Consider the following 26784-nt stretch of genomic DNA (forward strand, 5'->3'; position numbering starts at 1 on the left):
GGGCGGCGGTAGCCGCTTCGTACTACCCTTTACTAAATTTCTTGACCTGGCCCACAATCAGCCCGCTGGGGGAAAGAAAAAACCGGACGAACCTCTTGCTTGTTGGCCGCGCCAGCGCAACTAAAACTTCAAACACGTAAAACGCTCTAGGATGGACGAGGAGCGATGTTTCTTCCCTTGCCCCTCTTCAGATACCCAAGAGCCTCCAAACGCTATCAGGTGACCAAATTTTCGGCATTCCTGACCCCCTTAAAAGAATTGGCTCACCTTACGGTATCGCTCCACTCACGTTTTGAGAGTAAAACCTTCGGGAAGAACCCTCGGCTTGAGAGCTTAACTTTCCAATCCGTAAATCCGAAAAGCGACAGCTATAAAATCCGATTTGCTAACGGATTCTATAGGAATATATAACGGATTCGGATATAGGATATATATAGGATAGTGTCCCTACCTTTTCACCGTCCTGTCCCTACCTTTTCACCGTGCCTCTCCTACCTTTTCACCGTCCTGTCCCTACCTTTTCACCGTCCTCCTCCTACCTTTTCACCGTCCTGCACCAGGGTGGGTTTTTAGGGCTTAGAATTTCCGGCTTGAATCGTGCCGTTTGAGGAACTGGATGAAGTGAGCTGCAGGATTTGCGACCTGAACTTTTTCATCGAACACCCAGGCTTTCCAGAGTGGAAATAATTGATGGGCATCTTTTCCTAGGTTTTCCGCTAGTTTTGCGATGCGTTTCCAGTCTTTGGCAGAGATGGTCAAATTTTGAAATACATGATGGGCTACCGGGCTTTCGATCTGAACGGCTGCTTTCCCTGGAACCGCTGAAACAATCTTTCGTTCTGGTTGAACCGGGAGGTCTTTTGCACTGACTGGTGCAACGATCAGGCCGTGGGGAGCGAGTTCATACCGGATCGCGCTAAATACATCGCTGACGCGCTCTAATGCCTCTTTCAGCGCGGCCTTAAAGTTGTCATCCCGCGAGTATTCAGAGCCGAATTGCTTCTTGAGGTCAGAATAGCTAATGGTTACGCCGCGATAATCATTACCAAGACGAAAGAGTCGGTAGGTGAGCCACGAGTAAAGATCAATCGCGAGCGGACTTCGTTTCAAAGCCCGAAGATGATCAATATCAAAAGGCACGGGGTTAGCAACAAGGGCGCGGTGAAAATCTTCATCGAGAACGATGTAACTTTCCCAGAAACTCCCTTGGTCTGGGTTGCGGTAATCCCACCATGTGTAAACCTGTTTGGCAACGTCCATCTTCATGGAATTCGTTGACCCCGAGAGATCATCACCTTCGATCCGGGCGAACGTAAACCTGGCCGCGAAAAGCTTTTCACACTGAACACGGACCCGGGCCGCATCGCCCCGCTTCCCTCCTCCGGTTGTAGGGCTTAGCCCGACGCTCCTTAGAAAGTCATTCAATGTATTTCCGAAGTGAATTTCTCGCTCGTTTTCCTTGCCTTGCTTGCGCACGGCCTCGGTATTAAGCCACAGGAGAACGAGGCGCGGAATACTTCCGTAAGGAATTCCCACTTTTTCGAGGGTGCGGGCATCTAAGCCGCTTTCCACAATCATCCGGAAGTTCCCGTCAGTGCGTGAATACGTATCTGCTTTTGGATCTCGGTGCGGCAAAGTGCACTGCACGAGTTCACGTGCTAGATAACCTCTTCTTTGAGAGGGCTCTCGCTTACTTTCAACTTCACTAGTTCTGGCCGCTAAAGGCTGATCCTTCCCAGGATTGGTTAGCTCCATCGGCCTGAGATGCTCCGGAACATCATCCAAAATGTCCGGCATTACGCTTCCGAGAATGTCCCCAAGTTTTCGCATGGTGTTTCTTACGCTTTTTGACTTTCCTGGAGGCGTTCAAGGTGAAGTGATAAGGCTTCCTGAACAAAATGTTGCATCTCGATCCGGTTGCCGATGCAAAAAAGTTTGATGTTTTGGTGAAGAGTTTCAGGAATCCGCGCTCCAATGGTGGAAACTCGCTCTACCTGGGGGGCTGGTACTGGCTGTATTTCTGTAACAACCGCAAGGCTTGGGGCTTCTTCTTGATTAAGATTTGCAACTTCTGCCGCTTGTGCTGGGGCCTCCGGTTCAGGCAAGGTTTCTGCGGTGACGAGAGGATTTGCGGGCGGTGTACTTGCCCGTTTGAGGTCAATCAGTCCTTTGTTCATGGTTGGTTTTCTCCGGTTAGCTCACAAAAGAGCGCAGTGAATTCCTGGGCAGCTTTGCCCTTAGGCTCATATTCGAAAATGGTTTGTCCGTTGCCGAGTGCAATTGGGTAGGCGTTGCGGCTCCCGATGGTGGTTTTTGCCAGTGGGATCCCTATCTCGCCAAGCGCGGCCTGGACTTCTTTCCCGAGCCTGGTATTAGCTTTAAATTCGTTGATTACAAAAGCCGTGCTGAGATTATCACGGCGTTTCTGCTCTTCTTGAAGTCTCTGGATGAGATTATCAGCGGCCCAAATGTCTGCCGCTGACGGCTTGACCGGAATTAGGACAAGATCGGCCACGCGAATGATTTGATCCATGGTTCCAAAAAGTCTTGGCGGGCCGTCTATGACCAGGTGGTCGTAGGTTTTGATATCATCTTCAAACCCGACCCCTTTCAGGCCTTTGTGATATGGTTTGACCGGGAATAGCTGGGATTCCCGCTTCCGGCTCCACTCGCTCGAAGTCCCTTGTTCATCGGCATCAATGAGGGCGACGCGTTGCCCTCTTGCTGCGATGACGGCGGTGAGATTGACGGAAAGAGTGGTCTTCCCCACTCCTCCTTTTTGGTTCAGTACTGCAATAATCATCCGTGATTTCCAAATTGTTAACCAGTTAACTAATTAACCCGTTGGTTGATTAACGAGTTAATTGGTTGGTAAGTTTACCAGCTAGTTAGCTAGTTCGTTAACTATGGAGACGATTCGGCATTCAGAAAAGGAGCATTCAAAGAGTAAGCCCCTGAGCAGTCGGCATCAAAGCGGGAGAAGGCTTTTGAAGGTCATGCAAAAAATCAACCGCCCTCTGAGCGTGGCTGGAGGCGGTAAAGATCGCGCGTTTGTCTTCCTTGAGTACTTTAAGCCACGACTGAATGTAAGCTGCGTTCTCTGGTCTTGGATCAGGAGCAAGTTCGAGGTCTGCGGCAAGAAACGCCGCGCCAAGCTCCGCAATCAGCTCTTCCGCCGCGTAGGCCTCGGATCCAAAGCGGCCCTTGAGGTCACGGTCTAATCGTGATGGGTGCGCTGTCCAGTGGGTGGACTCATGGCCAAGCGTAGAGTAGTAACTAATGGGGTCCCTGAACACCTCAAAGGGTGGCATCTGGATAAGATCGCCCGAAGGTTGGTAGAAGGCTCTTCCGCCTCCGTGGCGAATATCGGCCCCGAGAGACTGAAAGAACTGTTCTGCCCTCTCAATCCTCTCTGCGTGGGGTGTTTCTGGTCTCACTGGAGCTTCATACCCCTCAATCTGCGCGGCATTGAAAAGAGGGAAGGCCCTTGCAATCCAGCGAGTTCCGCAAGTTGTAGCTTCCCCTTCAGAATCTCCTTCGCTCTGTTCATTCGCCTCGAGTGTTTTCCAAAACACTCCGATAGATGATTTCTCGCCTTTGCGAACGCTATGTCCAAGCTCAGCCCACTGTTTGAAGGTTCCCCAGAGTGCATCCGGGTAACCAGAGACGTAGCTCGAAGCCCAAAGCGCAAGCACGTTAACGCCGCGATATTGCTTTCCAGTAAGAACATTGGTCGGATACTGGAACGAGGCTTCAGGTGAGTGCCAGGGCATTTCCCATTTTTCTGCTCCGGCTTCGATGGCCTCGACAATTTGATTGGTGACGCGCTCGTACACGTCCAATCGTTCGGATTTTGAAGCCATTTTGGCCTCCTTTCCTGGGTCAGAATTCTTTGCTTAGACTAGGGCAAAAAGGTAAAGAATTCGTTGCCAGGGAACTGACGCGTGAGCTCATGGAGCGAGGTAGAGGACAATCTATTGCCATTCACGCCTTATATCACTGGGGGTAATTCAAGATTGAGTGATTTGTTCAAGTATTCGTATCAATAACAAATGATATGCAGTGAAATTCTAAATTTTTTGTTAAAATTATGTTAAAGCGGCAGGAAAAACCACCGGGTTTAAAGAATTACTGCTATGTTATTGGTATCGAAGTACTCTCTGGTCAAATGCTATGTTGCACGAAAATGAATCTCGTCTTGGACTTCCTCCTCTATTTACCCGCGTACTAGCCCGCTGTTTGGCTGGAGTTTTGGCGTTCAACGTGTTCGCTCCGGCGATGGCTGGCATGATTCCCATCTCGACTACTCCAGTTCAGGTTCCTCAGACAGCTCCGATGATGGGCGTGCCTGTCGTAGTGGAAGGTCCCAAGCAACTACCCCCAAGAGCACAAGAGTCCAAGCAACCCCCCGTATTTCGCACTGAGCTTATTCATAGCGGACGGCTTTCATTTGCGATTACACCAAAGCAAGTACGAGAGAGGATCTCACTTTTAGAGAAAACTGGACTATCTCGTACTGATAGAGCAAGGGCGCAGATCCGCGTAGGGGAAGGGTACTTAGGTCTTAAAGAGCCGAGCATTGCTGAAGATTGGTTTTTGAAGGCGGCAAAATCTGCCATCCAGGATAGTACTGAGTTTGGGATTGCTAGGTACAACATTGCGATAGCTCTGTTTAGGCAGGGTAGATACCAGGAATCCACAGAAGCCTTTTTCTCGGTGCTCAACGGCCGAGCTCCTGGTTTCGACCGCAGAACTGCGACAGCCTTTCACGCAGAGGCTAAATCTTGCGCTGGTTATCATAAAATCCGTGAAGACGCAGGAATAACAGAACCCTTCCATCTCGACCCCCTTTGCGGACCCGCCGCAGTGGCAAGAGTTCTAAAGACGCTTGGTAAACCACATGCTGAAAAAGACATTGTAAGCAGGGTCAAGCACACAGGAGAGGGAAGTTCTTTCGACGATCTTATTGAGGCTGCTCCAGCTTTTGGTTTAAAGGCATTTCAGATCCGGCTTGCAGACGACGAGGCTCTCAAAAAACTTTTTAAGCTCAACGGAGGAACTCCAATTATTGCCCGAGTGGAACATGACCACTTTGTTGCTGTGGGCGGGGCTGATGAAAAGGGGGTCACGTACTACTGCAGTGACTGCGGCGAATGGCCCGGCGGTGAGAAGAAGCTCACCTGGAAGCAATGGCGACTCATGGAAGCTGATGCGTTCCTTGCTGTTGCTCCAGTAAAGAGCGATTACCTTGCAGCCCTTGAAATGCTTCCAAAACCAGAAAGTAAAGTCCTAGATGCTCGCTGGATGAGGCAAGTCGGTACCGTGTCAGCAGCTCAGACGCTTTTTGGGCAATTAGTAGCCGCTGGAGTTGGGATTGATTTCGATAACTTTAACATTTTTTGTGGGAATCCTGCCACGACAAAAATCTGTATCTGCCGGGATTGTTGCGCCGAAGTATCGTCTGGGCCTCCAATGTCAAATGTTGCTACAGGGTCTTCCGAGACGGGATTTCCATTTAATTTTGGTTCTTTCAATAACTCAGGCGGTCCTTCCATAACATTGACCGCAAACTACCATAGTCAAACAAGTATGCGCAGCGAATTGGGAGAGGGCGTAGGGCACCAATACAATGTGGGGGTCTACGCAAAATTCAATGATCGGACTCGCCCTGGAGGGGGGCGGTCTGGCGATGGGCCTCCTGGCTGGTTTGGTTTTGGAGAAATTGTTGAGGAAACTGGAGGAACGATACCTTTTACGTATGAAGGTGGTCCAGAGGCGAGTGCCACGAATCCTAGGATTCAGTGTACGGTTACAGATTCTTCCTACTATTCTGTAAAAGTATTTTGGGTATGGGATAGCTCCGTAAATAGTCAGCGCATGGAAGTTCAGTTTAAGAGCGGAGCGAAATGGCTATCGGAACCCTTCAATGGGACCGCCTATAACCATACTCCAGGAAGTTATCCACCAATACCTTCGGAGCCTACCGGATATCACCCGATTCAGAAGATGTATGACCCTCTCGGAAACTGGATCGAAATTGTCCGCGCACCATACCCTGGAAGGTTTGATGGGACTGGCCCCGAGCCAAGAATCACTTCGATTAAGGACCAAAACGGAACAACCCTCCTCACCTTTAACCTGGATAGTGACGGTTTTGCGACAAGCATTGTCGACTCTACTCAACGCAAAATTATTACGACGATTGATTACATCGCAAACACGGACATTCCGACAGGCTTTCCTCAAGGCGGAAGATACCTTAAAGCGATTTCGCAACCAGTTATCGCAACGGCATCTACTGGTCCGGCGGCAGTACAGTACACATATGAAAATTTAAACAATGGTGAGGGTTCTGAAAAGACTCCGTTGCTCAAAACCATCAGTATGCCTTCGCCTACAGGGACAGGATTATCTACTTGGACATATCTCTACAGCGAGGCGAATGGTTCTCCTTCGCAACTTTACACGACCGTCTCTGGGATTGTAGATCCAAATGGGAACACGAAAGAGTTTCTCGATAACGGGGCAAACAAGGTTAAAGTTCGGACGAAAAATGCATCAAATGTTGTGGTTGAAGAATATTCTCTTCAGTACAACAGCGACATGCAAATCACGCAGGTCATCAATGCTGATGGGCACGTTGTCAAAACAACTGAATTCGCGGGTGCGAATTTCGAGCCGACTCGTCACATTTTCCATTACGATCCAAATGATCCGACTAAGGACCGGGAAGAAACTTTCGAATATGACGGTTATCGAAACCTTGTTTACTATACTGGTCCTACTGGCGTCTCGACCCGGACAACCTACGACTACTCCAATCCAAATTTCTGGGGAGGTCTGCCTACGGAAGTTCAGCAAGGAACCGGTACTAGTCCAACTAACTTCATTCCTAGTCGAGCAAAAAAGACGTTTGCCTACTATCCAAACGGGTTGCTACAAACAGCAAGTGCTCCGGTGCCGGGGCAAGTTGGCGTAAATAGCACCATGCAGTCGACAAACTACACGTACGACTCTTTAGGAAATATCCTCACGATTGTAAGTCCAGGAAATAATGCGGAGAGTACTCATACGACGACCTTCACGTACTCACAGGGAGCGCCGGACCCAATTACAGCGAAGAAAGGACAACCGATCAAAATCACGAACAGTAAAGGGGAATCCACTCACTTTAGGTACGACAATCGGGGGAACCTGATCTCGACCAAAGATGCGCTGAACAATACGACGACCTATCTCTACAACATTGCTGATCAAAGAACCCACACCATTCTTCCCGCAACCGGGAGCTCAGGATCTGGCCAAACTAACTTAGTTTCGAGCTACAAGTGGATAGGCGGTCCCGTTGGTTCCTCCTACACATTCAGTGAAGGGAACAGTACGGTGCCTTTCCGCACCGTAAACTACACTTACGGCAAGGTAGGGGAGTCTCTATCGAGAACTGGTGATACAGAAGTCGTGACGATGACTTACGACGATGCCTACCGAACAAAAACAGTTTCTGACGGGATGGGGGGGCTACACAAGACAACTTACACCTACGATAATAAGGGACAGGTCACTCAAGTGGACAATCCCATGGCCTCCGGTGCTGACTTCGACCGAATTAAGTTCAATGCGTACGACTTACAAGGAAATCTTCTCACCCGCGTTGATGGACGAGGTCACACCACGAATTTTGTTTATGCAGAACCAAGTGGAAAACTGAGTCAGATCCAGTATCCAAATGCCACCACTGAAAATGTGACTCTGTCTTACGATAGCTTCGGCCGTCCAATAAGTTGGAGCAACGGCACAGGATCTGAAACCACTGCTTATGACGAGTCGAATATGATCCTTAGCCGGACAACCACTTATGCTGGAATGACGGGTTCAAAGACGATTAGCTACGGGTATTACCCAGATGGTAGTCGTCAATCGATGACCCACCCTGGAGATACGTGGGGCTATACCTACGATAAGGCTGGGCGCTGTACTGGGTTCTCAACGACAGAGGGAGCGTCATCATTCGCTTACGACTCAGCTGGGAGAATGTCGATTCGTCAACTTCCAGGGGATATCTCTACTGAGTATTCCTACAATCAACTAGGACTTCTCGAGAACCTCATGAATAAGTCGGACACTATTTACGTGAAAAGCTCATTCGAAAATCTTTCCTATGATGGTGCGTTTAATCTTATTGGCTTGCAAAACGAAGTTGATGGCGTTCCCAATATGACCGGTAATGTTCAGTTTGCCTACGATACCAAGGATCGTCTTACGTCGGAAGTGAGCACACGCTATGGTGGATACACTGAAGTCAATGCCTATGACAATGCGGGAAATCCAACAACGTTCCAGAACTATTCCGGAACCCCTCCGCAGACAGCAATTCCTTACAACTATGCTAATCAGCGCACGGGTGCAAACTTTGTTTACGACGGCAACGGGAATCCAACAAAATGGCGGGATATTAATGCGACGTTTGATCGTGAGAACCGAATGCTCTCGTATGGCGGTCAAACTAATGGGTACCGCGCAGATAATTTGCGAGCATGGAAACAGGATGAGAATCTTGATGCGACTTCGAGAAAGTACTTCCTTTATGACAATGGAAATGTCATCTGTGAGCTCAATGCTGGCGGAACAGTCGTAGCGAGAAACGCTTTTGCACCCGATGGTCTCGTTTCGCGGGTAGCGGGGAGTACCACCCTCTTCTATCTGTTTGATCAACAAGGTAATGTGGTCAACATTCTTGACGAGGATAATGAGGACGCGATCTTCTTCGCCTACAACGCCTGGGGTATTCGAAATTACGACCTGAATGTGCCTGGGAAAGGCGCTCTTAAACAGCCATTTAGTTATAACGGCAAGTGGGGTTACTACCGAGATTCAGAGACAGAGCTGTATTACTGCCAAAACAGATTCTACGATCCATCGGTAGGTCGATGGCTCACCCGTGATCCTATTGGTTTCACGGGTGGGATCAACTTATTTGGATATTGTGGATCAAGGCCAGTTGGATTTATTGATCGAGACGGGCTGGTGGCATTTCAAATAGGAATTGGCGCTGGGGCCGGAATTGGCTTTGGGGGAGATATTGAGGCCGGAATATATTTTGACACTGAAACAGGAGACTTTGGTCCCTATGGCAGTGTTGGAGGTTGGAACGGTGCTTCCGCAGAAGGAGACGTGAGTCTATGTGTCGGAATGCAACAAAAACTCAATTACGGCGCTAACGGAAGCCCCATTGCAGTTAACCATGGTCCTGGTTGGTCGGGAGGAGGGGGAGCAGGTATTGTTGTTGGCGTTGGAGGCGATCTTACCAGAGAATCCCCGGGATTCTCAGCTAAGGTCGGCGCAGGGGCTGGAGTAGAAGTTCAGGGTAGATATGGTGGTACTGTATACTTCTCGTTACCTCGAGCGAAAAAATGGCTGGAAGATCAGTGTGCTCCGTTCATGCCAAAATCAACAGAAGAATGGTACCGTTTTGGAAAATAGAATTAGATTTTTTACTTTACTTCTTAGCTTGAGTGTTGTATGCTCCGGATGTATAACTATCAGTCCAAGAGTAAAGGTTGCACCTACTTTACCGAAGCCGCTAATCTTCACTTCAAGAAACTTTGTATTGGAATTACCCGCCGATACAAAGTTTGATGGTGAAGTCGTGCGAACTCCAGTTAGAGGGCGTACGTTAAGAACAGAATTTGTTATATATACTTTTCCAGACTCAGAAGGATCAAAGAAAGATGATAGGTATTTTTTAAATCAACATCTTAACAAGTTTTGCCGAACGACAAATTCAAAAGTCTCTCGGCATAATTTCGAGATATCAGTGAATAAAGACTCTCCTAGCGTGCTCATGGCTCAATGCAATGGAAAAACAATCGAGCACAACATAGTCGTCTCTACCTTGAGAGACAATCAAGATGTGGCCGTCGTACTAGTGCGATTTATTGAGCCAAAAAACGAGTATGCTCGAGAAGGAATTCGCATTGCTAGATCGCTGCGAATCCAGAAATTGCGGAACAATTGAGTGGCTGATTACAAAATAAGTGAAATTTAGGACTGTTATATATGAATTTAAAATCATTGTTTTTGTGCACCTTTCTACATTTAGTCGCCCAAAGCGGAGAAACTGGATCCGTTGAATTTGGTTCAATATGCAAGCCAGACCAAATAACGGAATCGAAAAAGTTTATTGGGATGCGGGCACCTTTATTTGCAACTAAAGATTCTTCTGCAAAGCCCATCACGCTGAAGAATCTACCAAAGAAAGTCACCATCTTGGTTTTCATTGAAAAAAACTGTCCGTGTTGCACAAGCGGCAAAGACTACATTGACCGCATCGAGAAATATTATGGTGAAGAAACCAACATTCTCGGAGTTGTGGTCGGGACTCACAACGACGCCGTGCAATGGAAACAGAGAACCAAACCCAGGTTTACAGTTGTCTCAGATCCAAAAGGGAGAATCGCAAAGTCTTATGGGGTGGTCTATAGCCTTGGTTTCAGAGTAATTGATACGAAGGGAAAGATCATCCTAAGCTACCCTGGCTACTCTGAACCGATGCTAAAGGAATTGACATCAAAGATCTCGACCTTGTCCGGAGTAATAGATCTCGAAATGCCAACCAGCCCCGCCCCCGCTGAGTTGACACAGGGTTGCCCTCTCGATTATTAACGGCACCAAGAATTTCGTCCTACTTCAATACCTAATCCGTACAATTTCTTCTAGTTCTAAACGACTAGCTCGTCGGTCATAAAGCTTGGTAGTTCTAGAATCCGCATGATTAGCCAGCTGTTGCGCGGTTTCGAGGCTGCCACCATTGGCAAGGAATTCTGTGATCCCTGTGGCCCTAAAACTGTGATTAGAAAACACGTCCGGAATACCGACGCGTCCGAGTCTACGCTTCACCATCCTAAGCGCATCACTTCTTGTCATTTGGTGAGAAGAGGCTACTGTTCCTCTTCGCTCAAAAGCGGGGAAGAGGAACGCACTTCCTTTGAGTCCGCTTGCGGCTGTCCAGGCGTCCATATACTCCACCATTTTCGGGTGGGCGGGAATGTCTCGCTCGACTCCCCCTTTTTCGTGGAGCCTCAAAATCTGTGTGCGTCCTAAGTCTATCAAATCCTGAGAACGAAGCGTGAGAGCTGCGCTTACTCTAGCGAGCGCGTAAGACATCACCGCAATCAGGGCGCGGTCCCTAAGGTCAATGAGTTTCTCGGAATCAAAGCTCTCGAATAGAACCCGCATTTGCTGCGCATCGAGCGCGGGAGTCTTTCCGCCTTTAACAGAGATCCTCTCCGTGGCCACTTCTCTGGCCGGATTCGAGTGCAAGGCTCCAGTTTCAACCAGATATGCGAAGAGTTTCCGCAATGCCGAGAGCTTGCGCTTGATCGTGGCCGGAGAATTTCCCCCTGCCCGTAAATAATCGCGGTACCTCGCCACATCGATGGTCACAATTCCCGTAAGCATCAACCCTTGGCTATTGCACCAGGCCGCGAACTCTCGCGCATCCCGAAGGTAAGCATCGCGAGTATTTTCATTCGCAATCTTCGCCCCGAAATAATCCGCCATCGCTTCCTGAGGCGTTTTCCGCTCCCCAAGATTTTCGGCTACCCCAACAAGCGACGCACCTTGAGAAAATCGCACCAAATTACCCATATCCCCCCGACCCCCCTGAAAAGATCCGGATCCGGTCTCTTCAACAGCTTTTTCTTCCATTAGAATCCTGGACGCATCTTAGCACCGGAACGGTGCGCATAAAAGGGGTTATGGGGCGTAAAGATGCACTTGTTTAGGATGACGTCAGCCATCCCTGTTTTCAATCAATTTTAAAAATCCTTTTCGAACTTCCACGTCGCGAAAAGAGTTTGCTGAAGGCATCAACTCAACGAGTTGATCAATCGTAAGGTGTAGAAGCCCAGCAATATCCGCTACGGAAAGCCCCGCATCAGTAAGATGATTTAGCACTTGGAAGTGTAGTGAAGAGTCTTCTCGTGGGAGTTGTCCCGCTTCAGCCCCTGAACGCCATCCCTTTGAAGACATGTGCCGAAACATACTTTCATAATGCCATTGCGTTAAAAGGTCGAGATCCTTTGCTCGTCGAGTCATGGCCTGAACAGAAACGCCCCACCTGGGTTTAATTCGTAAAAATGCTTCCAGATTTTGGCTGCGGGGACACTCCATCCGAAATTGTTCACGCGGCATCAAGAATGCGGATGCAAAGTCATTCGCCTCGGCTTCGATCTCCTTTGAGTCCATCTTCTCGTGATCAACGTCGCGGTGGAGTACAAGGTGTCCTAGTTCATGCGCTGCGTCAAATCGCCCTCGTTCACCAGAAGGCTTGAAAGTATTCAGGAAGACAAATGGGCGAGACCCAACCGTATAATTGAAAGCGTCCACACTCTTGCTATCAGCGTTAATAAAGAATACGAGAATGCCGTTCGCTTCGAGCAGGTGAACCATGTTTGAGATAGGTCCTTTTCCAAGCTTCCAGTAGTTACGCAAGGCAATCGCGGCGCCTTCCGGCGAGTGAGGAATGTCCTCCGGAATGTTTGGCTCTGGAAGGACGAAGCGATTCTCTATGAATGGGCCTAAAACGAATGCCGCTAGCTGACTAACCGCAATCGCCTTATTCCTTGTCCCTTTCAACATGGAGCGACGTGAACGAAAGGAGATTGCGCCGCCAGAAATCTCTGGCACTTCTGATTGGAGGAAGAACGACTCAAGCCCAGGCATCCCGAGAGCCTCAGACACGGCACCAAGATTCTCCAGAGGCGAAATCGAACCATCCTCGTAACCTGTGATTGTTGATGGAGCTAGACCCAGTTTGTCTGCCAAAGCCTTCTTTGAAAGCCCGGCGACCTCCCGAGCCAGCCGCAAGCGACTGACTGAGACAGCCATAGTTATTCTCCGGCCTGACTCGCCTGAGGCCGTGCGGTAATTACCGGACTGACAGGTGCACTTGGCGGGAAGTCAACGGAGTGTCCTTGATCCTCGTCAAGATTCCACTTTCCAAGCTCAATGACTTCCGAGCAGTTAAAAAGCTTGTTCTCAATATCGAGCTGAGTAACGTGACAGATGAATAGAGTCGCAAAGAGGGCCTGACTTGATCCAAATGCTTCTTGCTGATATTGAATAACCATCGCAAGCATCTCCGAACCTGTCATCTCACCACTAAGCTCTCCCGAAAGCAATCCTTGGTATCGCTCGGCGTGAAGCTCTTCGGTGGCAACCCCGATGCTGGCAACTCTCACACTCGTCTGTCCAACTCGCTTCCCACTTCGGAAGACCATCTTCATGACCTCCGGGAGTTCGGAATCTGTAGAATGAAATCGCGCCTGGTTCTTATATTCTTTCAAGCCCCAAGGAAAATAATTCTCCAAGTGGGTCAGGATGCACTCCCAGCGGCGAAGAGCCTTCCGGCTCTTGGAGAAAGTGGGCAAGTTTGATGCACGTTCATCCTGGATTGCTTGCTTTACGATAAGGCTAGCTTTCTTTGCCAATTCAGAGTCGTGCCGGAACGAACTGAGTGGATCTCGGTCATGAAAACCTTGTGGGAATGTGTGCATGTCAATCTATTTTGACGACACCTTGCCTGGAAAAGTTGCATAAAAATTCATTTTTAAGCAATAATTTTCTAAAATATCAATTTTCAAAGATTTGTCGCACCAAGAATCACTCACCGCTGAAAAGCCGCTCGATTTCTTTGTAATGGAGAAATAACCGCATGGGGTTGCTCGGTGACGGCAACAGATCGAAGCGTTCATAGAATGCCTTTGCCTGTTCATCCATGGCATCAACGACGAAACACCGGACTGGTGGAACGTTCTCACTGTCCATATTCATCACCGCTCGTGTACGGATGATTGCATCCATTAAGAGTGAACGCCCTAATCCTTTGCCTTGATACTTATCATCAACCGCGAACCTCGCCATCAGCAGGGCAGGTATGGAACTCGGCATACCGCGCCCGACCTTCTTCGGTGCCTCCTCTGGCTTCACCACAATCAGCGCAAGGGTGTAATAAGCAACCACCACGGCATTCGTGGTCACCACATAGGTTCTGGATATTTTGGCGTTCTGCTTATCTAGCGCGTGTAGTTTCAGAAACTCATTCAGGGGCGACTTGCCACAGTCGAATGCGCTCAGATCGTGATCGAGCGTCAGTGGAGCTGGCGGGGAGAGATTAAGCATCCCAAACCGGTTTTTGTTGCATGGCCTCGCGTAAGCGTGGTAGTTCGCGCGGCGGCGCGTCCATGACCTGACAGACCCATGCGTAATCTTCGGCTGAAATCACAAGCGCGGGATCATCCTGCAAAATTTCCTCAGCCTCTGAAAGTGCAACCTGCATCACAAATTGGCTGAGGTTCATGCGTTTCTTGTCCGCCGCTCGCTTCAAAATGCTTTTCTGAGCGGCATTTGCCCGAATAGATAATCGATCCTCGGCTTGTTTAGGAATTGCGTTTGCACGTGCCATTTTTATTCTCCTCCAGAAGGTCTAACGTTATTATAGCGCGTTGTGTTCCCAATGTACACCCTTCAGCCATAAATTTCTTGCAAAAATAGGTGATACTACAGGGACTTTTGGCTCTGAACCGACCTTGACGGGGCGTCTAAGAGTTGAATATAGTAGGAATAACATGAGTTGCCCAATCAATCTGACCGAAAATTTCAGCATGAAAGTAATCACATTCAATGTGGACGCCCAAGGAAGACGCCACTCTCCAAGCGATACCGAACCAGCCATTGTAGGTGAGGGCGGCGGTTATTTTTATTACTTGCACGGCAAAGCTCATCGGATATCAGGACCAGCAAAGCAATATCCTGATGGAAGTGTTGAGTTTGCTATTCAGGGGATTGTACTGTCTGAAAAAAATCATAAAGCGGTCGTTGCAGAAGCTAAAGCCAGAAATATTGATTTAAATCAAGAATATTCAGAGGAGATGAACGCTTTATTAACACCGTATTCAATATTCCCAAAAAAGCGTGTCTTTAATATCACCTTAGACGCCTGAGCAGACGAAAATAAAATTGCTATAATGGTCCATGGATTTTTCATGGATGCATTTTAACCAGCACGATGAACCATTTCATGCACACCGATTGAAATGGCATCGTCAGTGTTGTGATGGTAAATTTCCGCACCAAGCAAATTCGTCTGAGGTTCATGCTCAATCCTGGCAGTATTTCCAAGAAAACATAAATCCAGAGATATCATCGCTTCGTAAAAACTATCTGTCGCTATCATATCTATTTTGCAATCATCTAATTGCAAGAGGTTTTGATGGTTACCGAGCCGCAATTATGCTCGGTGAAGAAGCAATCTCTGTAATTGATAATTATACAAAACTTGCTAAAGATACTCACGAATTTGCAATAGACGCCGACTGGTATGAGTATGTCAAATTTAGGCTTCAGCGTCATATACTTATCGCAGAAAGACATGTGCGTGCAGGAAGCCCAGAACTAGTTATTCCGGATCAAGAAAAAATCTTGCACTTTGTAAGATTATACGGAGATAGAACCCATTATGACGAAAAATCTCGTTCTTCATTATTTATGAAAGAGGTGCCGAAATACAAGCAGCTACTTACGGAAGCTCATAGCGACATATGCAGAAGCCTTTTTAGATCTTGGGTTCATCATAAATGTCAATTTAGCCAAGACAAACTAAACATATGTCGATCTTACTTTGATGACTTTGAATTTGCCTTTAACAAAAGTGTAAACGCTCCTAACGGCAGAATAATGCACTTAGACACACACTTTAAAGTGCGCCTGATGAGGATGGGAAATCCAAATAAAATTCTAACAGATATTCAATCTATCTTAGAAAATATCGAGCAGAAAAAACTCATGGCTCTTTATACAGAAGTCTTAATATTGCGTGAAACAATGCATGTTGCAAAATACATTGAAATTGGGATGAGGGATGGTGATCCTAGTGAAGAAATCATGTCTGCACAGAACAGCGTAAAGCAAGACAGCTCTGACGCGATGTATCATGGTTACGAAACTTCTTCAAGTCACCTAGAAGATGCGTGGAACCTCTGGCGTTAATCACCCGCTCTCACCTTACTCTTCATAATGATAAGTCCTCGGGCAGTGTTTGCGTACCATTGCGTCCTTGAATAAGGCTAAATTCCAAGGTAGGTGAATGTCAACAGAATAATGCAAAGAGAATCCGATAAAGAACCTGATCGACAGATCCAGTCGTGTTTAGTTTAATATCTTATACGGACTATCTCTTCCAACTCTAACTGTGTCGTTCTTCGATCATAGAGTTTTGTCGTTCTCGAATCCGCGTGATTAGCGAGCTGTTGTGCTGTTTCAAGACTTCCGCCATTGGCGAGGAATTCTGTGATGCCCTTCGCCCTAAAGCTGTGATTAGAAATTACGTCCGGAATACCGACGCGTCCGAGTCTACGCTTCACCATCCTAAGCGCATCAATTCTTGTCATTTGGCGAGAAGAGGCTACTGTTCCTCTACGCTCAAAAGCAGAAAAGAGAAACGCACTTCCTTTAAGTCCGCTGGCTGCTGTCCAGGCGTCAATATATTCCACCAATTTAGGATGGGCCGGAATATCGCGCTCGACTCCACCTTTTTCATGGAGCCTAAGAATTTGGGTTCGCCCTAAGTCAATCAAATCCTGTGAACGAAGCGAGAGAGCTGCGCTAACTCTTGCAAGTGCATAAGCCGGTCGGATTGCAAGAGCCGCATTTCAAAGCCGATCCGGTCTTTACGAGCGCAACCTATGCCCAGCGATACGAGATTTTGTGCCGCCGCCTGGTTCTGGAGCGGCATTACGATGCGGCTTGCCTAGCCCTGTCAACGAATGCTACCCCGACGGGCGTTTCACACCCCAGTGGCGACTTAGCATTCACTCGCTTTGTCAGGGAGCTCCAAGCGACCGCGACCAGGTTCTTAGAGACTTAAGCGGGACCTATTCAATCGAGACGATGCCTAGTTGGGCCATCCTGATGGACAAAGCATGCGTGCTCACGTTGAAGTCTTTAGCTATCGTCCTGATCGCGGCGTCGATGTTACGCTGAAAGATATCGGAGATTTCGATATCTTCAAGCTTGTCGTAGATGAGCTCCTCCGGCATGAGCAACTCTGCGGCAAAGAAATTTGCCTCGACTTCATCCCGATTTTCGCCCGTCGCCGACTCTGCACTCCGCTTGAAGATGCCTCCGGAACCCTTTCGGTCGTAATGCAAATCTTCGAACGAGTGGAGGATCAGGTGTCCGATTTCATGGGCGATGGTAAACCTTTGCCGGGTCTTAGAATGGTCTTTGTTGACCCCGATCACTGATTTGCCCGTCGCTGGGTCTCGAAAGAGAAAGCCCGATAAGTCATCGTCCTCCGTTTCCACCTGAACAACTTGAGCATTCATTTCCCTCGCAAGCTTCTCGACGGGAATGGGAGCTTGAAACTCACCGTTCTTTTTCAGTTGCGTGTGCAGGTCTCCCACGAGCTGTTGGATTTGCTTTTTCCGCACGTGCTGTCTTGGTCGATCAATCATCATTTTTTCAGTACCTTCGCCTTTTGCAGCCCCACCTTTAAGAATTGCGCCGCGTTCTGATCGCTAATGTCACCGATCACGGACTGAACCCGTGTTTCAGCGGCGGCTTCGGTCGGCAAGAGCTTCTCGGGAGAAACCCCCAGCGCGGACGCAAGCTCCAAAAGGCAATGAACCATGAACCGTTGCTCGCCACGTTCAATGTTGGCGATGGACGTGCGGGACAATGAAGTGCGATCCGCAACCACTGCCTGAGTGAGTTTGGCCCGATTCCTTGCCTTGCGCACACGCCTCCCGATCTGCACATACACGGGTTCGATGTCGCCAGAGGCAGGTCCACTCATGATTCTCAATAACTATAGACGATAAATGAACCAAGAAAGTTGCCAGTAGCAACACTGTGTTTGCTCTGGCAACATCTTTTAAAATTATGACCTTCACAGTGGAACTTTCAACTAGAAATAGCGTTTAATATAGTGAACCAAGCTGAGTAATCGGCAAGGGGCATCCATTATGAGCAATCTTGAAGGACAGGGAAGTGAGGCGGGTCGCCCTCAGTTCTCGGTGAAAATTGACGACCAAACGTTCACGCTGGCGAACCCGGCTCCGACCGGACGTGAGCTTCTTGCACTTGTGGGGCGAGACCCTGACGACTTCTTCCTGGTATTTCTTGTGCCAGGAGAGCCTGACCAAATTGTGGAGATCGATGAGTCCTTCGATCTTTCCGGACCAGGCACTGAAAAACTGGTGCTCGTGTCGCGGGCACGCAGGTTTGCGATCCAGATCGACGAGACGACGCACACTGTGCTCGGTCCCTTCGTCAGCGGTGCGAAAATCTTGGAGTTGGCAGGCAAGAACGCGGACACCCACTTCGTGACGCAGATCATTGTCGGTGAGGACGACATTGTAATCGGCCCCGAAAATCAGGTGGATATCACAAAGCCTGGGCGCGAACGGTTCACGACGGTCGCAAAGCCCGATAAGCCTTGCTTGTTGGACATCGAGGGCACGATTCACCCGTGGACGAAGGACACTATCACAACCGAAGAGATCCTGGAGCTCGGAGGGTGGTCCACTGATGAGGGTGTGGTTCTCATTGATGCCGATAACGTCGAGCGCACGTTGCAACCTGGTGAGGAGATCAAGCTCGACTGCGGGGTTTGCTTCTCACGCAAAGTGAGGTTCAAGCGTGGTTGAGATCGCGGCGCGGATTGAGGAGGAGCTTAGGCTCCTCCGAAACCGTTTTTCAGACGCCAAGTACATCGAGGAAGGAAGGTGGGTGCATATCTCCGATTTTGAGCTCCCTGAAGGCTGGAGCATGAAGCATTGCGACCTCGTTTTCCAAATCCGAGACGGATATCCCCTTACCTGTCCCTATGGGTTTTACATCCCCTCAGGCTTAACATTTAACGGAGTGCGGCCGTCAGGCAATGCACAAGACCCAGCTCCGCAACAACCTCCTCATGTGGGTGGAACTTGGGCTTTCTTTTCGGGAGAGCCAGAGCAATGGTCGCCCGGTAAGGATGCCGCGACAGGCACAAACCTTGTGACTTGGGTTTCGACGATACTCCGCCGACTTCGGGAGGGCGCATGAAGCTCCAGTTTACGCATGAACAATGGGAAAGCGTCTTCGAGCATCTGATTCCTGATCCGCACAATCTTGAAAACGCGGCATTCGTGTTCGCTTCATTGGCTGAGGAAGATGGGCTCATCTGCCGGGATATATGGCTCCTCGGGTCGTCGGAGTTGGCTGTTCAACTTCCGTATCACTTCGAGCTTCAAGATGATGTTCGAGGGCAGGTGATTAAGCGGGCGCATGATTCCGGTCTCACCATTGTCGAGATGCATTCTCATCTAGGAGATCGTCCGGCAGAATTTTCTTGGAGTGACCTCAGCGGCTTTGACTCATGGGTGAAGCATGTCCAATGGCGACTGAAAGGAGCCCCATACGGAGCGGTCGTTGTCACTAGGAACTCCTTCGATGGATTCTTCTGGACCAATGAGATTGAGCGTCTTGGGACAATCGCGGTTGGCAATCAAGAATGGATGTGCGCTACCGAGAGAAGCCCACTTCAATGGACGCTTCCGGAGGAGTGGCATGTCGGACACTAGATTTGGTCGTCAAGAGTTGCTCTTCGGAGAAGCTGGTCAGAAACTGATCCGGGAAACCAGCGTTGCCATCGTTGGCGTTGGGGGTATTGGAACGCAGGTCATTCAGAGTCTCGTGTTTCTCGGCGTACATCACTTCATCCTTATCGAACCCGGGAAAGTGAAGAAGTCGAGTCAGAATCGGTACATCGGGATGCGGCACTCCGATCCTGTCGGAACATTGAAGCTCGATATAGCAGAACGCCTTATTCGTGGGGTTGACCCAGAAGCACAAGTCCAACGAATTGAAGGCTGGTTTCCGTCACCCGAGGCCATTGCCGCACTCCAGACCGTTGATGTGGTCTTTGGATGCGTTGACAAGGAAGGAGCTCGACTAAAGTTGAACGAGGAATGCGTGAGACTTGGGAAGCGGTTCATAGACTCCGCCACCGAGATTCACATTAAAGAGGATGGAGGCATCCAATCGTATGGTGGTCGCGTGTTTGTACGTTGGACTGAACAAGTCGGGTGTCTCGTATGTTGCGACGTGATTGACCTTCGCGAGGCCGGAGAAGACCTCGCATCAGCGGAAGAGACCGCTAATCGAGGCGGGATCTATGGGGTTCAGCAGAATGAGAATGGCAGCGGCCCATCTGTTGTTTCATTAAACGCCGTCGTCGCTGGCATGGCCGCAACTGAGTTCTTAGTCGGAATGACGGGGATACGCTCTCCAAATAGGCTGACAATCTATCGGGCCGAGCGCGGCATTGTCTCACTTTCGCGTGATGAGCCAGCTCAGGATTGCCTTGTGTGCGGTTAGTACTTCACCCTCACAATCTCCGAAAGCTCCAATCGGGTCGCGCGGCGGTCGTAGCCCTTCGCAGTCCGGCTGTCTGCGTGGCCTGCTATGCGCTGGGCGGTCTCAAGTTGACCGCCGTTCTCGAGAAACGACGCGATTCCTGTTGCGCGGAACGAGTGGTTCGAGAAAAGTGTCGGTAACCCCGCCCTCTTTATGCGACGCTTCACCATCTGCAAAGCCTCGTCCCGGCTCATCGCCTTCTCGCTTAGTTGGTGGTGAGCGGCTCCCCTAACGGTGGGAGAGAGAGGACTACTGCCCGAAATACCACTTGATAAGGAATGATTGGCTCGAAAACCTCGGACTTTCTGTGCTAGACCAGCTATCATTCCAAACGGTCGTTTGGAGTGTAATATCATGGACGCCACCGGGATGAAAGAGGGTGCAGTTTTCGGGTTTGCTATTTCGCTACACTCCAAATTGGACATAGGCAGGAACAAAATGCGTCGCCCACCAGCCAGAAAAAAAAAGGTAATTGGAAACAAGGTGGTTTGGTTCGATGAAATCCAAAACACGGATGGTCCACTCGAAGGAGATCAAGTAACCTCGTGTTGCTTTCAGCTGGTTGTTTTTCTGGCCGCTGCTTGGTTCATCGTAGCTGCCGCTTCACAAAAGGACTTATTTCAGGCGATTGGTCTTTATGCACTTGGCAACTTTGTGGTTGATGCAACGATGACAAAGGGCACTAATATGGCTTGGGTAATTGGCTTTGTTTGTCCGTTTATTACCATAGTTATATTTGTCAACGTTCTTGCATTGATATATAATTCGATTATCGAACATCGAGATAAGAATCCAAAAATAGATATCGTGCATGAGGAATCCATCGACGAGTACAGAAAACACAACGATTGAGTGTTCCGAATAACTATGAAATTTCGAATAGGAATTATCCAAGATACAGATATAAAGGAAACTACAGGATTTCTAAACTCCACTACTAAAACGCGCATAACATATACAATTGATGAGTTCGGGTCTTTCCGCAAGAGAATTGCCATTTGCCCTCACGCTGAGGCAATAGATATTCCTTGGTATATAAGGAACAACTCGCATCTATTCCAAAGTGTTTTAGCTTGGACGGAACGAGGGGGATCAATTGATGGGTTTGTGTACTTTCACAATAAGCCACACGAGTACGATGAAAACCGTCGCCTATTCGTCAATTCACCATTGGTAGATTTTGTTAAAGCCGGATATGTCGATTTCAACGAACAAGGCAAGCATTTCATCGAAGATGCTTGGAAGATTTATTCTACTCACATCGAAAGTCCATTTCAAACCGTACGTAAGCACCTCAACAATGCTGCTGAAAAAGAACGCGAGAAACAGCGCGATGAAATGAGAATAAGGAACGCAGAACTTGCAAAGCAAGCTGAGAAAGATGCTGAAAAGAGAAGGGCTGATGAAGCCAAGGCACAGGCTTGGAGAGAGGCCGAAGCAAGAATAAATCGCTGTAAATTTGATAACGTTCTGGCGCACGATCTTGCTGAGCACGTTTATATCCTGCCTGATGAATGGTGGCCTTTCCGATTTGCTGGCATTGGATTAGCCAATGTAAGATCAGGCGAAGCCACCCACGCCGAGCAAGAGTTCAATCGCAACACTGGAAGGTGGGAAACCATTGGAAGGCCAAACTATGCCAATAGGCGTTTTTACGTCCATGACGTTAGTGGAAGGCTACCGGCCTTCAATCACCATCCAACTATTATTTCGAATAACCACACGCTTGTGGGAACAGGCAGTAATGACGTGGTTATTTTTGTTATTGGAAACGAAAGGCAGATTTTGTATTTATCAAATCCCGCGCTCCATGAAGAGTTCGACACCCCATTAGGAGGAAAGGAAGCATCCATCAAGTTGAAAAAATTGCTGCCTGTTCTGCACTCTCTTTATAACCAAGTTATCAACGGTAAGGATGACATCGGAAGTAACACTTGGAGCTGAATTCAGTTGAATATCTATATGCGTTTTGATATTGTAGGCGGCTATGAAAGGCCGCCCCGATGTCTAAAGATGAACCCATTTCAGACCATCCCGCATATCTGAAAATGCTTGTTGACCTGCGTAAACCTAAAACCCGCACTGCTCCAACTGCACCGAGTTACACAAAGTCCGATGTAGACAAGCTCTGGAAAGTGTCCGCGTGGAACCCTGAAAATCAGCCTGGCCGCAAACCTCCGGAACCACGTTAGAATTCGTCGTACTCAATCGACGTGATGGGAGTGCGCTTCATATCGTTTGAGATCTCGAGCTTTAATCTCGTGCGCACGAGCCTGGCCGCCTTACGCGGTGAAAGCATTTGTTCCTTCCCGTGGTCTCTTGCCTGATCTACGGTCGGCAGCTCATTCAAGATCTTCGCGCACTTCTCATTGATGTCCTTAGCCTTCGCGTCCTCGATGTAACGGGCTGAGGAAAACACATTTCCGGTCGCGTCCATGATGACCGCTCCGCGATCTCCTCGCGCCAATCGGTAACCGCTCTGGGCGAGGTATCTGCGGAATTCCTCTCCTGTATCGGAGCGATGCCACGCTGTGGCAATCGTCCGGTGCAATTTTTGCTTTGTGGTCTCCCCTGCATCCTCGGCGAACTTCTGTACTTCCCTTTCTCTCTGCCTTGGCTTGCGCTCCTGCGCCTTCTTCTCGGTCTTGGTGAGTTCCTCTGTGAGCCGCCTTGCTTTATCGTGTCCCCTGTGAATATCAGGGAGCTTTTGCAGTCCTAAATCGAGCTCAATATCTCTGGCCGCATTACAGAGTTTAAGATTTGTGAAGCTATCGGATTTGAGTTTGTGGGTTTCTAAATCCACCCGTGACCATGCAACATGCAGGTGATCTTTTCCGCCGTAAGTGTGCATCACCACGGCGCGGGGCTGGCCTTGGAACCCTAGGGCTTCCTCTGCCTTGCTGACCGCATATTGCCACTTGCCAGAATCCATCCGGTCGAAGTCGCTGGGGGCAATCGCTAGGTGAAAAATGGTCTTCTCACCCTTGGTGAGCTTGCCGTATTCGTCGAATTCTTTGAGCGCGTCAATCAAACCACTTTGCGTGAGCGAGCTTTCGCACGTTCCTCGAAGCTCCAACACTTTGATTTCCTCGTTTTTGCCAGCAAACAAATACCGAGCGAGCTGGCTCCCGTGTCCCCTGCTCCTGCCCTTGAGGATCACGGCTCCCGTTCAAGGGCGGTGAAAAGCTGTTCGCGGGTGCGCACAAGCGCGGCGCGAATGTCTTTCAGGATCGCCGTTGCCTCCTCGTCTGGAACGTTGCGCCCGAAATTCATCGCCCTTACGATCTGGTAGCTATTGCCCGCAATGCGTCCAAGGTCGGCGTGGATCGAGCGAAGCAGTTCCACATCTGCAGTGGATTGCCTCCGGCTCACGCGCCGCGTGACTGGCTGAGACAATGCGGCGGCTTTCAGGTAGTGGCTGAGGGTGGTTTGCTCCCCTGCCGCTCTGCTCTCAATCTCGGCTTCTTCCTCTGGCGTAAGGCGTAAATTTACGATCCGCGAAGCTCTGCGGTTCACCTTGCTCCAGTCTCGTTTCGCATTCTGCTCACTCATTTCGTTTCCCGTTTTCGGGGGATGCAACGGGGGATTCCCCCCTTGCCAAGTTAGGCCATAGGCCGTGAGTGTGGCTTGCCACACACAACTTGTGTTCTATTCTACATCCAATATCCTTACTAAAAGACGAATGATTTTTGCTTAGCGTTCGTCGAACTTTAGATGAGCGATTTCCTCCCCGAGAAAAAGCAAGACTGGACGCCCTTCTCCCCGATTGGGGGCAAGGCTCCATCTCCCTCGCAAACCTCGCACGGCTCGGCGGGATGGCTCTCGAAGGAAATGGCTAAAGCGGTCGGCCTTAATGATGGCGGCGCGGGTAAAGCTGGCTTGATTTTTGCTCGGGGGCAAAACGGCCTCATGTGGTACCCCGCTCATAAAATCGAGGGCTGGGGCATCGGTGAAGGTCATGCAATTTGCTGCGCTCCCTCGCGCTCCGGCAAAGGCGTGAGCTTTGTTATTCCAAACCTTCTGACCTGGCCGGGCTCTCTCATTTGCATAGACCCGAAAGGTGAGAATGCTTTCTTCACGGCCAGACGCCGTGCAAGTTTTGGCGCGGTTTATATCCTCGACCCATGCGGAGTGACCAAAGAAAAATCTCACACCTTCAACCCTCTGGACTGGCTGCGCTCTTCCTCAAACTATGACGAGGATCTCCGGCTTATTGTCGAAGCTCTCACGCCGGAAACAAGTTCGATTGACCAGTTCTGGAACCAAGGGGCGCGTGACCTGATTTTGGGTCTCATCCATTTTGTGATTGCAACGCAAGGGGAAAGAAAATCCCTTGGCCGCATTTACGAATTATTGAATTCAGATTTCGTGACGTGGGAGAAAACCATCAAAGCAATGAAGCATTGCAACGGCGGAAGTAGCCTCCTCAATGAGCAAGTGCGCAACGCCGCCAATTGGTACGAAAGTCTCGAAGAGGGGCACCAAAAATATCACCGTGGCACCGCCCTCTTTCATCTTGGCTGGCTGGCTCCTCAACGGGTGCGCCAAGCTGTCGAAACATCGAGCTTCGACATGCGCGAAATAAAAGAAGATACGGCCTCGATCTATCTTTGTATCCCTCCCCTTTCGCTCGGACTATACGGCGGTTTCTCCCGTGTGGTCGCAACCCTTGCGATTAAAGCCGTGATGGCAAAACGGGCAAAGCGCACGGATACCCCAACCCTGTTCATGCTCGACGAATTCGCCACGACCATCGGGCAAATGAGGGCATTCGAGGAAAGCTTCACCGTCATTGCCGGCTACGGCGGACGATTTGCGATGATTTTGCAAACCGTTGACCAGCTCCAAAGCCTTTATCCTGAACGGCGCGGAACTCAAAGCTGGAAAACCATCATGGAAAATGCAGGTCTGAAAGTGTTTTTCAATGCCAGAGAAGGCACTGCCGAATATGTCTCCAAGCGTATGGGAGTAACCACGGTGAACCAGATTTCTGCGATAGGAGGCTCGAAACAAATTCAGCGGCCCCTCATGTTCCCCGAAGAAGTGATGTTCCCGAAGGATCCAAATGGGAACTTTGTTCCCGATGCGGTGTACGCATTCATCGAAGGGCTTCCCACGGTAAGAGCAAGGCGCGTTTTTAGCTATCGAGACGCGGAATTCACAAGGCTCCACGACCCGAATAAAGAGGAACCGGACTTCATCGAAAGCTTTGAAAGTGAATGGGAAAAAGCCGAGAAATACACTTCGGCGGGTGTGCCGATGGACAAACTTTGGAAGCCACCAACTAACCCGCCTAAAGTCTCCCAAAAGGATATCGAGGCGCAACAGAAAATCAGTGGCTGGGATACGTGGAGCTGATTACACGTTCGCTTTTTCAGCATCGAGGATGCAATCTTCTAAAACTTCATCTCGAAGGGATTCAAGAGCTTCAGGAGAATTGGCTTCCTCTGCCGAAATAGAGCGATTGAGTTGCTTTCCTGCTACTCCATCAGCAGCGTAAATAACTGCAAGCATAATAGAGATTGGTCTTCCGACCAATTTCCGTTTTGCATAGGATAGCAATTCTTTGAGTTTGGCTCCGTCTGGCATTTCAGGTTCATGCTCAGATGGATACCACTCCTCGCTTGGAGCGTTATCGTTGGACTGAATGCCCACAGCGATGCGTTTGATTTCGATGTTTCGGAATGGATAAGTCATTGCGGTTACTTGCGGTTGGCAACCCTGAATAGGGTTCCCGTGGTCGTGGGTCAATTACGATTTCTTGTGCTTGGTTTCATCAACCAGCTTGTACGTTTGACCAGATTTGGGCGTTGGCGGTAATGGCTCCCCTTTGGAAACGGTTCTTTCGTTCCCTGTCTTGCCACCTCGCGGACCTTCGATTTCGTATTGCCCAGACTTAGGAGCAATATTTCCGGATTTTAATGGTTTTGCCATCATAAGACTAAACACCTTTCAAGTATTTCGCGTTCCCACGAGAGTAGACGCTTGTGCGCCTATAAAGTTCACCAGCTTTTTCTTTTTGGTTTTGGTCTGTAACCACTTCCCCGCGTCACTGGTGATGGCTCGGTGATTTTGAGCCCATATCGGCTCGCTAGCATAGCCATCACCTGATTTTGCTGCTCTTTGGTGAGCGTGTCGAGCAGATCGGCAACCTCGGCCGCAATCTCGAACTCTCTGCCTTTAGTCTCAATGTTCATTTTTTCTTTCCCCCACTGAAGCCCACTCAGGCTGGGTCAAGGGATTTTGTCAAGGGCGGCGGTAGCCGCTTCGTACTACCCTTTACTAAATTTCTTGACCTGGCCCACAATCAGCCCGCTGGGGGAAAGA

The 26784-nt window shown here is 49.3% G+C and carries 29 protein-coding genes; 12 read left to right on the forward strand and 17 right to left on the reverse strand.

Going from position 1 to position 26784, the window contains the following annotated elements:
• Positions 1-576: 576 nt before the first annotated feature.
• The 4 genes from QUB12_RS31195 to QUB12_RS31210 all read right to left on the reverse strand — a co-directional run bounded on the left by QUB12_RS31195 (position 577) and on the right by QUB12_RS31210 (position 3863).
• Positions 577-1797 (reverse strand): replication protein RepA, encoded by a 1221-nt coding sequence (locus tag QUB12_RS31195; RefSeq protein ID WP_333309997.1) that lies wholly within the window; start codon positions 1795-1797, stop codon positions 577-579.
• 41 nt (positions 1798-1838) lie between these two features.
• A complete protein-coding gene (locus QUB12_RS31200) occupies positions 1839-2177 on the reverse strand; it encodes a hypothetical protein (protein WP_333310001.1) in 339 nt (112 codons plus the stop codon).
• Entirely contained in the window at positions 2174-2803 is a 630-nt protein-coding gene (gene parA, locus QUB12_RS31205; RefSeq protein WP_333310004.1) for a ParA family partition ATPase, read from the reverse strand. The genes QUB12_RS31200 and parA overlap by 4 nt, the downstream gene beginning before the upstream one ends.
• 136 nt (positions 2804-2939) lie before the next feature.
• Positions 2940-3863 carry a zincin-like metallopeptidase domain-containing protein gene (locus QUB12_RS31210; RefSeq protein ID WP_333310007.1) on the reverse strand — a complete coding sequence of 308 codons (924 nt, stop codon included), beginning with the start codon at positions 3861-3863 and terminating at the stop codon, positions 2940-2942.
• Positions 3864-4287: 424 nt separating this feature from the next.
• Between QUB12_RS31210 and QUB12_RS31215 the strand changes: the two genes are divergently transcribed.
• Complete coding sequence (locus QUB12_RS31215; protein ID WP_333310010.1) at positions 4288-9480, forward strand: RHS repeat-associated core domain-containing protein; 5193 nt, start codon at positions 4288-4290, stop codon at positions 9478-9480.
• Positions 9481-10056: 576 nt separating this feature from the next.
• Entirely contained in the window at positions 10057-10662 is a 606-nt protein-coding gene (locus QUB12_RS31220) for a redoxin domain-containing protein (RefSeq protein ID WP_333310013.1), read from the forward strand.
• A 24-nt stretch (positions 10663-10686) separates the two neighbouring features.
• On the opposite strand, the gene QUB12_RS31225 is transcribed toward QUB12_RS31220, so the two are convergent.
• The 5 genes from QUB12_RS31225 to QUB12_RS31245 all read right to left on the reverse strand — a co-directional run bounded on the left by QUB12_RS31225 (position 10687) and on the right by QUB12_RS31245 (position 14464).
• Positions 10687-11706, reverse strand: coding sequence for a tyrosine-type recombinase/integrase (locus QUB12_RS31225; protein ID WP_333310015.1), 1020 nt, complete (start codon positions 11704-11706; stop codon positions 10687-10689).
• 84 nt (positions 11707-11790) lie between these two features.
• Positions 11791-12888, reverse strand: coding sequence for an XRE family transcriptional regulator (locus QUB12_RS31230; protein ID WP_333310018.1), 1098 nt, complete (start codon positions 12886-12888; stop codon positions 11791-11793).
• 2 nt (positions 12889-12890) lie between these two features.
• A complete protein-coding gene (locus tag QUB12_RS31235) occupies positions 12891-13490 on the reverse strand; it encodes a hypothetical protein (RefSeq protein ID WP_333310021.1) in 600 nt (199 codons plus the stop codon).
• Positions 13491-13662: 172 nt separating this feature from the next.
• On the reverse strand, positions 13663-14181 hold the full coding sequence (locus QUB12_RS31240; protein WP_333310023.1) for a GNAT family N-acetyltransferase: 519 nt from the start codon (positions 14179-14181) through the stop codon (positions 13663-13665).
• On the reverse strand, positions 14174-14464 hold the full coding sequence (locus tag QUB12_RS31245; RefSeq protein WP_333310026.1) for a DUF1778 domain-containing protein: 291 nt from the start codon (positions 14462-14464) through the stop codon (positions 14174-14176). The genes QUB12_RS31240 and QUB12_RS31245 overlap by 8 nt, the downstream gene beginning before the upstream one ends.
• Positions 14465-14663: 199 nt before the next feature.
• On the opposite strand from QUB12_RS31245, the gene QUB12_RS31250 reads away from it, so the two are divergent.
• Together QUB12_RS31250 and QUB12_RS31255 are read left to right on the forward strand one after the other, a co-directional pair.
• Positions 14664-15002, forward strand: a complete 339-nt coding sequence (locus QUB12_RS31250) for a hypothetical protein (RefSeq protein WP_333310028.1) — start codon at positions 14664-14666, stop codon at positions 15000-15002.
• A gap of 31 nt (positions 15003-15033) precedes the next feature.
• Positions 15034-16047: a hypothetical protein gene (locus QUB12_RS31255; RefSeq protein ID WP_333310030.1), complete on the forward strand. Its 1014-nt coding sequence runs from the start codon at positions 15034-15036 to the stop codon at positions 16045-16047.
• 164 nt (positions 16048-16211) lie between these two features.
• On the opposite strand, the gene QUB12_RS37660 is transcribed toward QUB12_RS31255, so the two are convergent.
• Complete coding sequence (locus QUB12_RS37660; protein ID WP_445300683.1) at positions 16212-16694, reverse strand: tyrosine-type recombinase/integrase; 483 nt, start codon at positions 16692-16694, stop codon at positions 16212-16214.
• Here QUB12_RS37660 and QUB12_RS37665 point away from each other — a divergent pair.
• Positions 16676-16924: a PaeR7I family type II restriction endonuclease gene (locus QUB12_RS37665; RefSeq protein ID WP_445300684.1), complete on the forward strand. Its 249-nt coding sequence runs from the start codon at positions 16676-16678 to the stop codon at positions 16922-16924. The genes QUB12_RS37660 and QUB12_RS37665 overlap by 19 nt on opposite strands.
• A gap of 7 nt (positions 16925-16931) precedes the next feature.
• On the opposite strand, the gene QUB12_RS31260 is transcribed toward QUB12_RS37665, so the two are convergent.
• Both QUB12_RS31260 and QUB12_RS31265 read right to left on the reverse strand, forming a co-directional pair.
• On the reverse strand, positions 16932-17516 hold the full coding sequence (locus QUB12_RS31260; RefSeq protein ID WP_333310031.1) for an ImmA/IrrE family metallo-endopeptidase: 585 nt from the start codon (positions 17514-17516) through the stop codon (positions 16932-16934).
• Positions 17513-17854, reverse strand: a complete 342-nt coding sequence (locus tag QUB12_RS31265; protein ID WP_333310034.1) for a helix-turn-helix transcriptional regulator — start codon at positions 17852-17854, stop codon at positions 17513-17515. Before QUB12_RS31265 ends, QUB12_RS31260 begins: the two co-directional genes overlap by 4 nt.
• A gap of 169 nt (positions 17855-18023) precedes the next feature.
• Here QUB12_RS31265 and QUB12_RS31270 point away from each other — a divergent pair, with 169 nt between their 5' ends.
• The 4 genes from QUB12_RS31270 to QUB12_RS31280 are packed head-to-tail and all read left to right on the forward strand — an operon-like array spanning position 18024 to position 20418.
• On the forward strand, positions 18024-18707 hold the full coding sequence (locus tag QUB12_RS31270) for a multiubiquitin domain-containing protein (RefSeq protein WP_333310035.1): 684 nt from the start codon (positions 18024-18026) through the stop codon (positions 18705-18707).
• Positions 18700-19104: an E2/UBC family protein gene (locus QUB12_RS37670; protein ID WP_445300681.1), complete on the forward strand. Its 405-nt coding sequence runs from the start codon at positions 18700-18702 to the stop codon at positions 19102-19104. Before QUB12_RS31270 ends, QUB12_RS37670 begins: the two co-directional genes overlap by 8 nt.
• Positions 19101-19622 (forward strand): hypothetical protein, encoded by a 522-nt coding sequence (locus QUB12_RS31275; RefSeq protein WP_333310037.1) that lies wholly within the window; start codon positions 19101-19103, stop codon positions 19620-19622. The genes QUB12_RS37670 and QUB12_RS31275 overlap by 4 nt, the downstream gene beginning before the upstream one ends.
• Positions 19609-20418, forward strand: a complete 810-nt coding sequence (locus QUB12_RS31280) for a ThiF family adenylyltransferase (RefSeq protein ID WP_333310039.1) — start codon at positions 19609-19611, stop codon at positions 20416-20418. Before QUB12_RS31275 ends, QUB12_RS31280 begins: the two co-directional genes overlap by 14 nt.
• Here QUB12_RS31280 and QUB12_RS37675 read toward each other — a convergent pair.
• Positions 20415-20882, reverse strand: a complete 468-nt coding sequence (locus tag QUB12_RS37675; protein ID WP_445300682.1) for a tyrosine-type recombinase/integrase — start codon at positions 20880-20882, stop codon at positions 20415-20417. The genes QUB12_RS31280 and QUB12_RS37675 overlap by 4 nt on opposite strands.
• Here QUB12_RS37675 and QUB12_RS31285 point away from each other — a divergent pair.
• Both QUB12_RS31285 and QUB12_RS31290 read left to right on the forward strand, forming a co-directional pair.
• Complete coding sequence (locus tag QUB12_RS31285) at positions 20812-21309, forward strand: hypothetical protein (protein ID WP_333310043.1); 498 nt, start codon at positions 20812-20814, stop codon at positions 21307-21309. The two genes, QUB12_RS37675 and QUB12_RS31285, sit on opposite strands and share 71 nt — an antisense overlap.
• Before the next feature lie 15 nt (positions 21310-21324).
• A complete protein-coding gene (locus QUB12_RS31290; RefSeq protein WP_333310045.1) occupies positions 21325-22401 on the forward strand; it encodes a cell envelope integrity protein TolA in 1077 nt (358 codons plus the stop codon).
• 244 nt (positions 22402-22645) lie between these two features.
• Here QUB12_RS31290 and QUB12_RS31295 read toward each other — a convergent pair whose 3' ends face one another.
• Complete coding sequence (locus tag QUB12_RS31295; RefSeq protein ID WP_333310049.1) at positions 22646-23566, reverse strand: relaxase/mobilization nuclease domain-containing protein; 921 nt, start codon at positions 23564-23566, stop codon at positions 22646-22648.
• A 47-nt stretch (positions 23567-23613) separates the two neighbouring features.
• Positions 23614-24009, reverse strand: a complete 396-nt coding sequence (locus tag QUB12_RS31300) for a plasmid mobilization protein (protein ID WP_333310050.1) — start codon at positions 24007-24009, stop codon at positions 23614-23616.
• Between the two features lie 162 nt (positions 24010-24171).
• Between QUB12_RS31300 and QUB12_RS31305 the strand changes: the two genes are divergently transcribed.
• Entirely contained in the window at positions 24172-25815 is a 1644-nt protein-coding gene (locus tag QUB12_RS31305; RefSeq protein WP_333310053.1) for a type IV secretory system conjugative DNA transfer family protein, read from the forward strand.
• Here QUB12_RS31305 and QUB12_RS31310 read toward each other — a convergent pair whose 3' ends face one another.
• Both QUB12_RS31310 and QUB12_RS31315 read right to left on the reverse strand, forming a co-directional pair.
• Positions 25816-26154, reverse strand: a complete 339-nt coding sequence (locus QUB12_RS31310) for a hypothetical protein (protein ID WP_333310055.1) — start codon at positions 26152-26154, stop codon at positions 25816-25818.
• 305 nt (positions 26155-26459) lie between these two features.
• Positions 26460-26654 (reverse strand): hypothetical protein, encoded by a 195-nt coding sequence (locus tag QUB12_RS31315; RefSeq protein ID WP_333310058.1) that lies wholly within the window; start codon positions 26652-26654, stop codon positions 26460-26462.
• Between the last annotated feature and the right edge of the window lie 130 nt (positions 26655-26784).

The sequence above is a fragment of the Microcoleus sp. B7-D4 genome, from assembly GCF_036705125.1.
In the GTDB taxonomy this organism is placed as follows: domain Bacteria; phylum Cyanobacteriota; class Cyanobacteriia; order Cyanobacteriales; family Microcoleaceae; genus Microcoleus.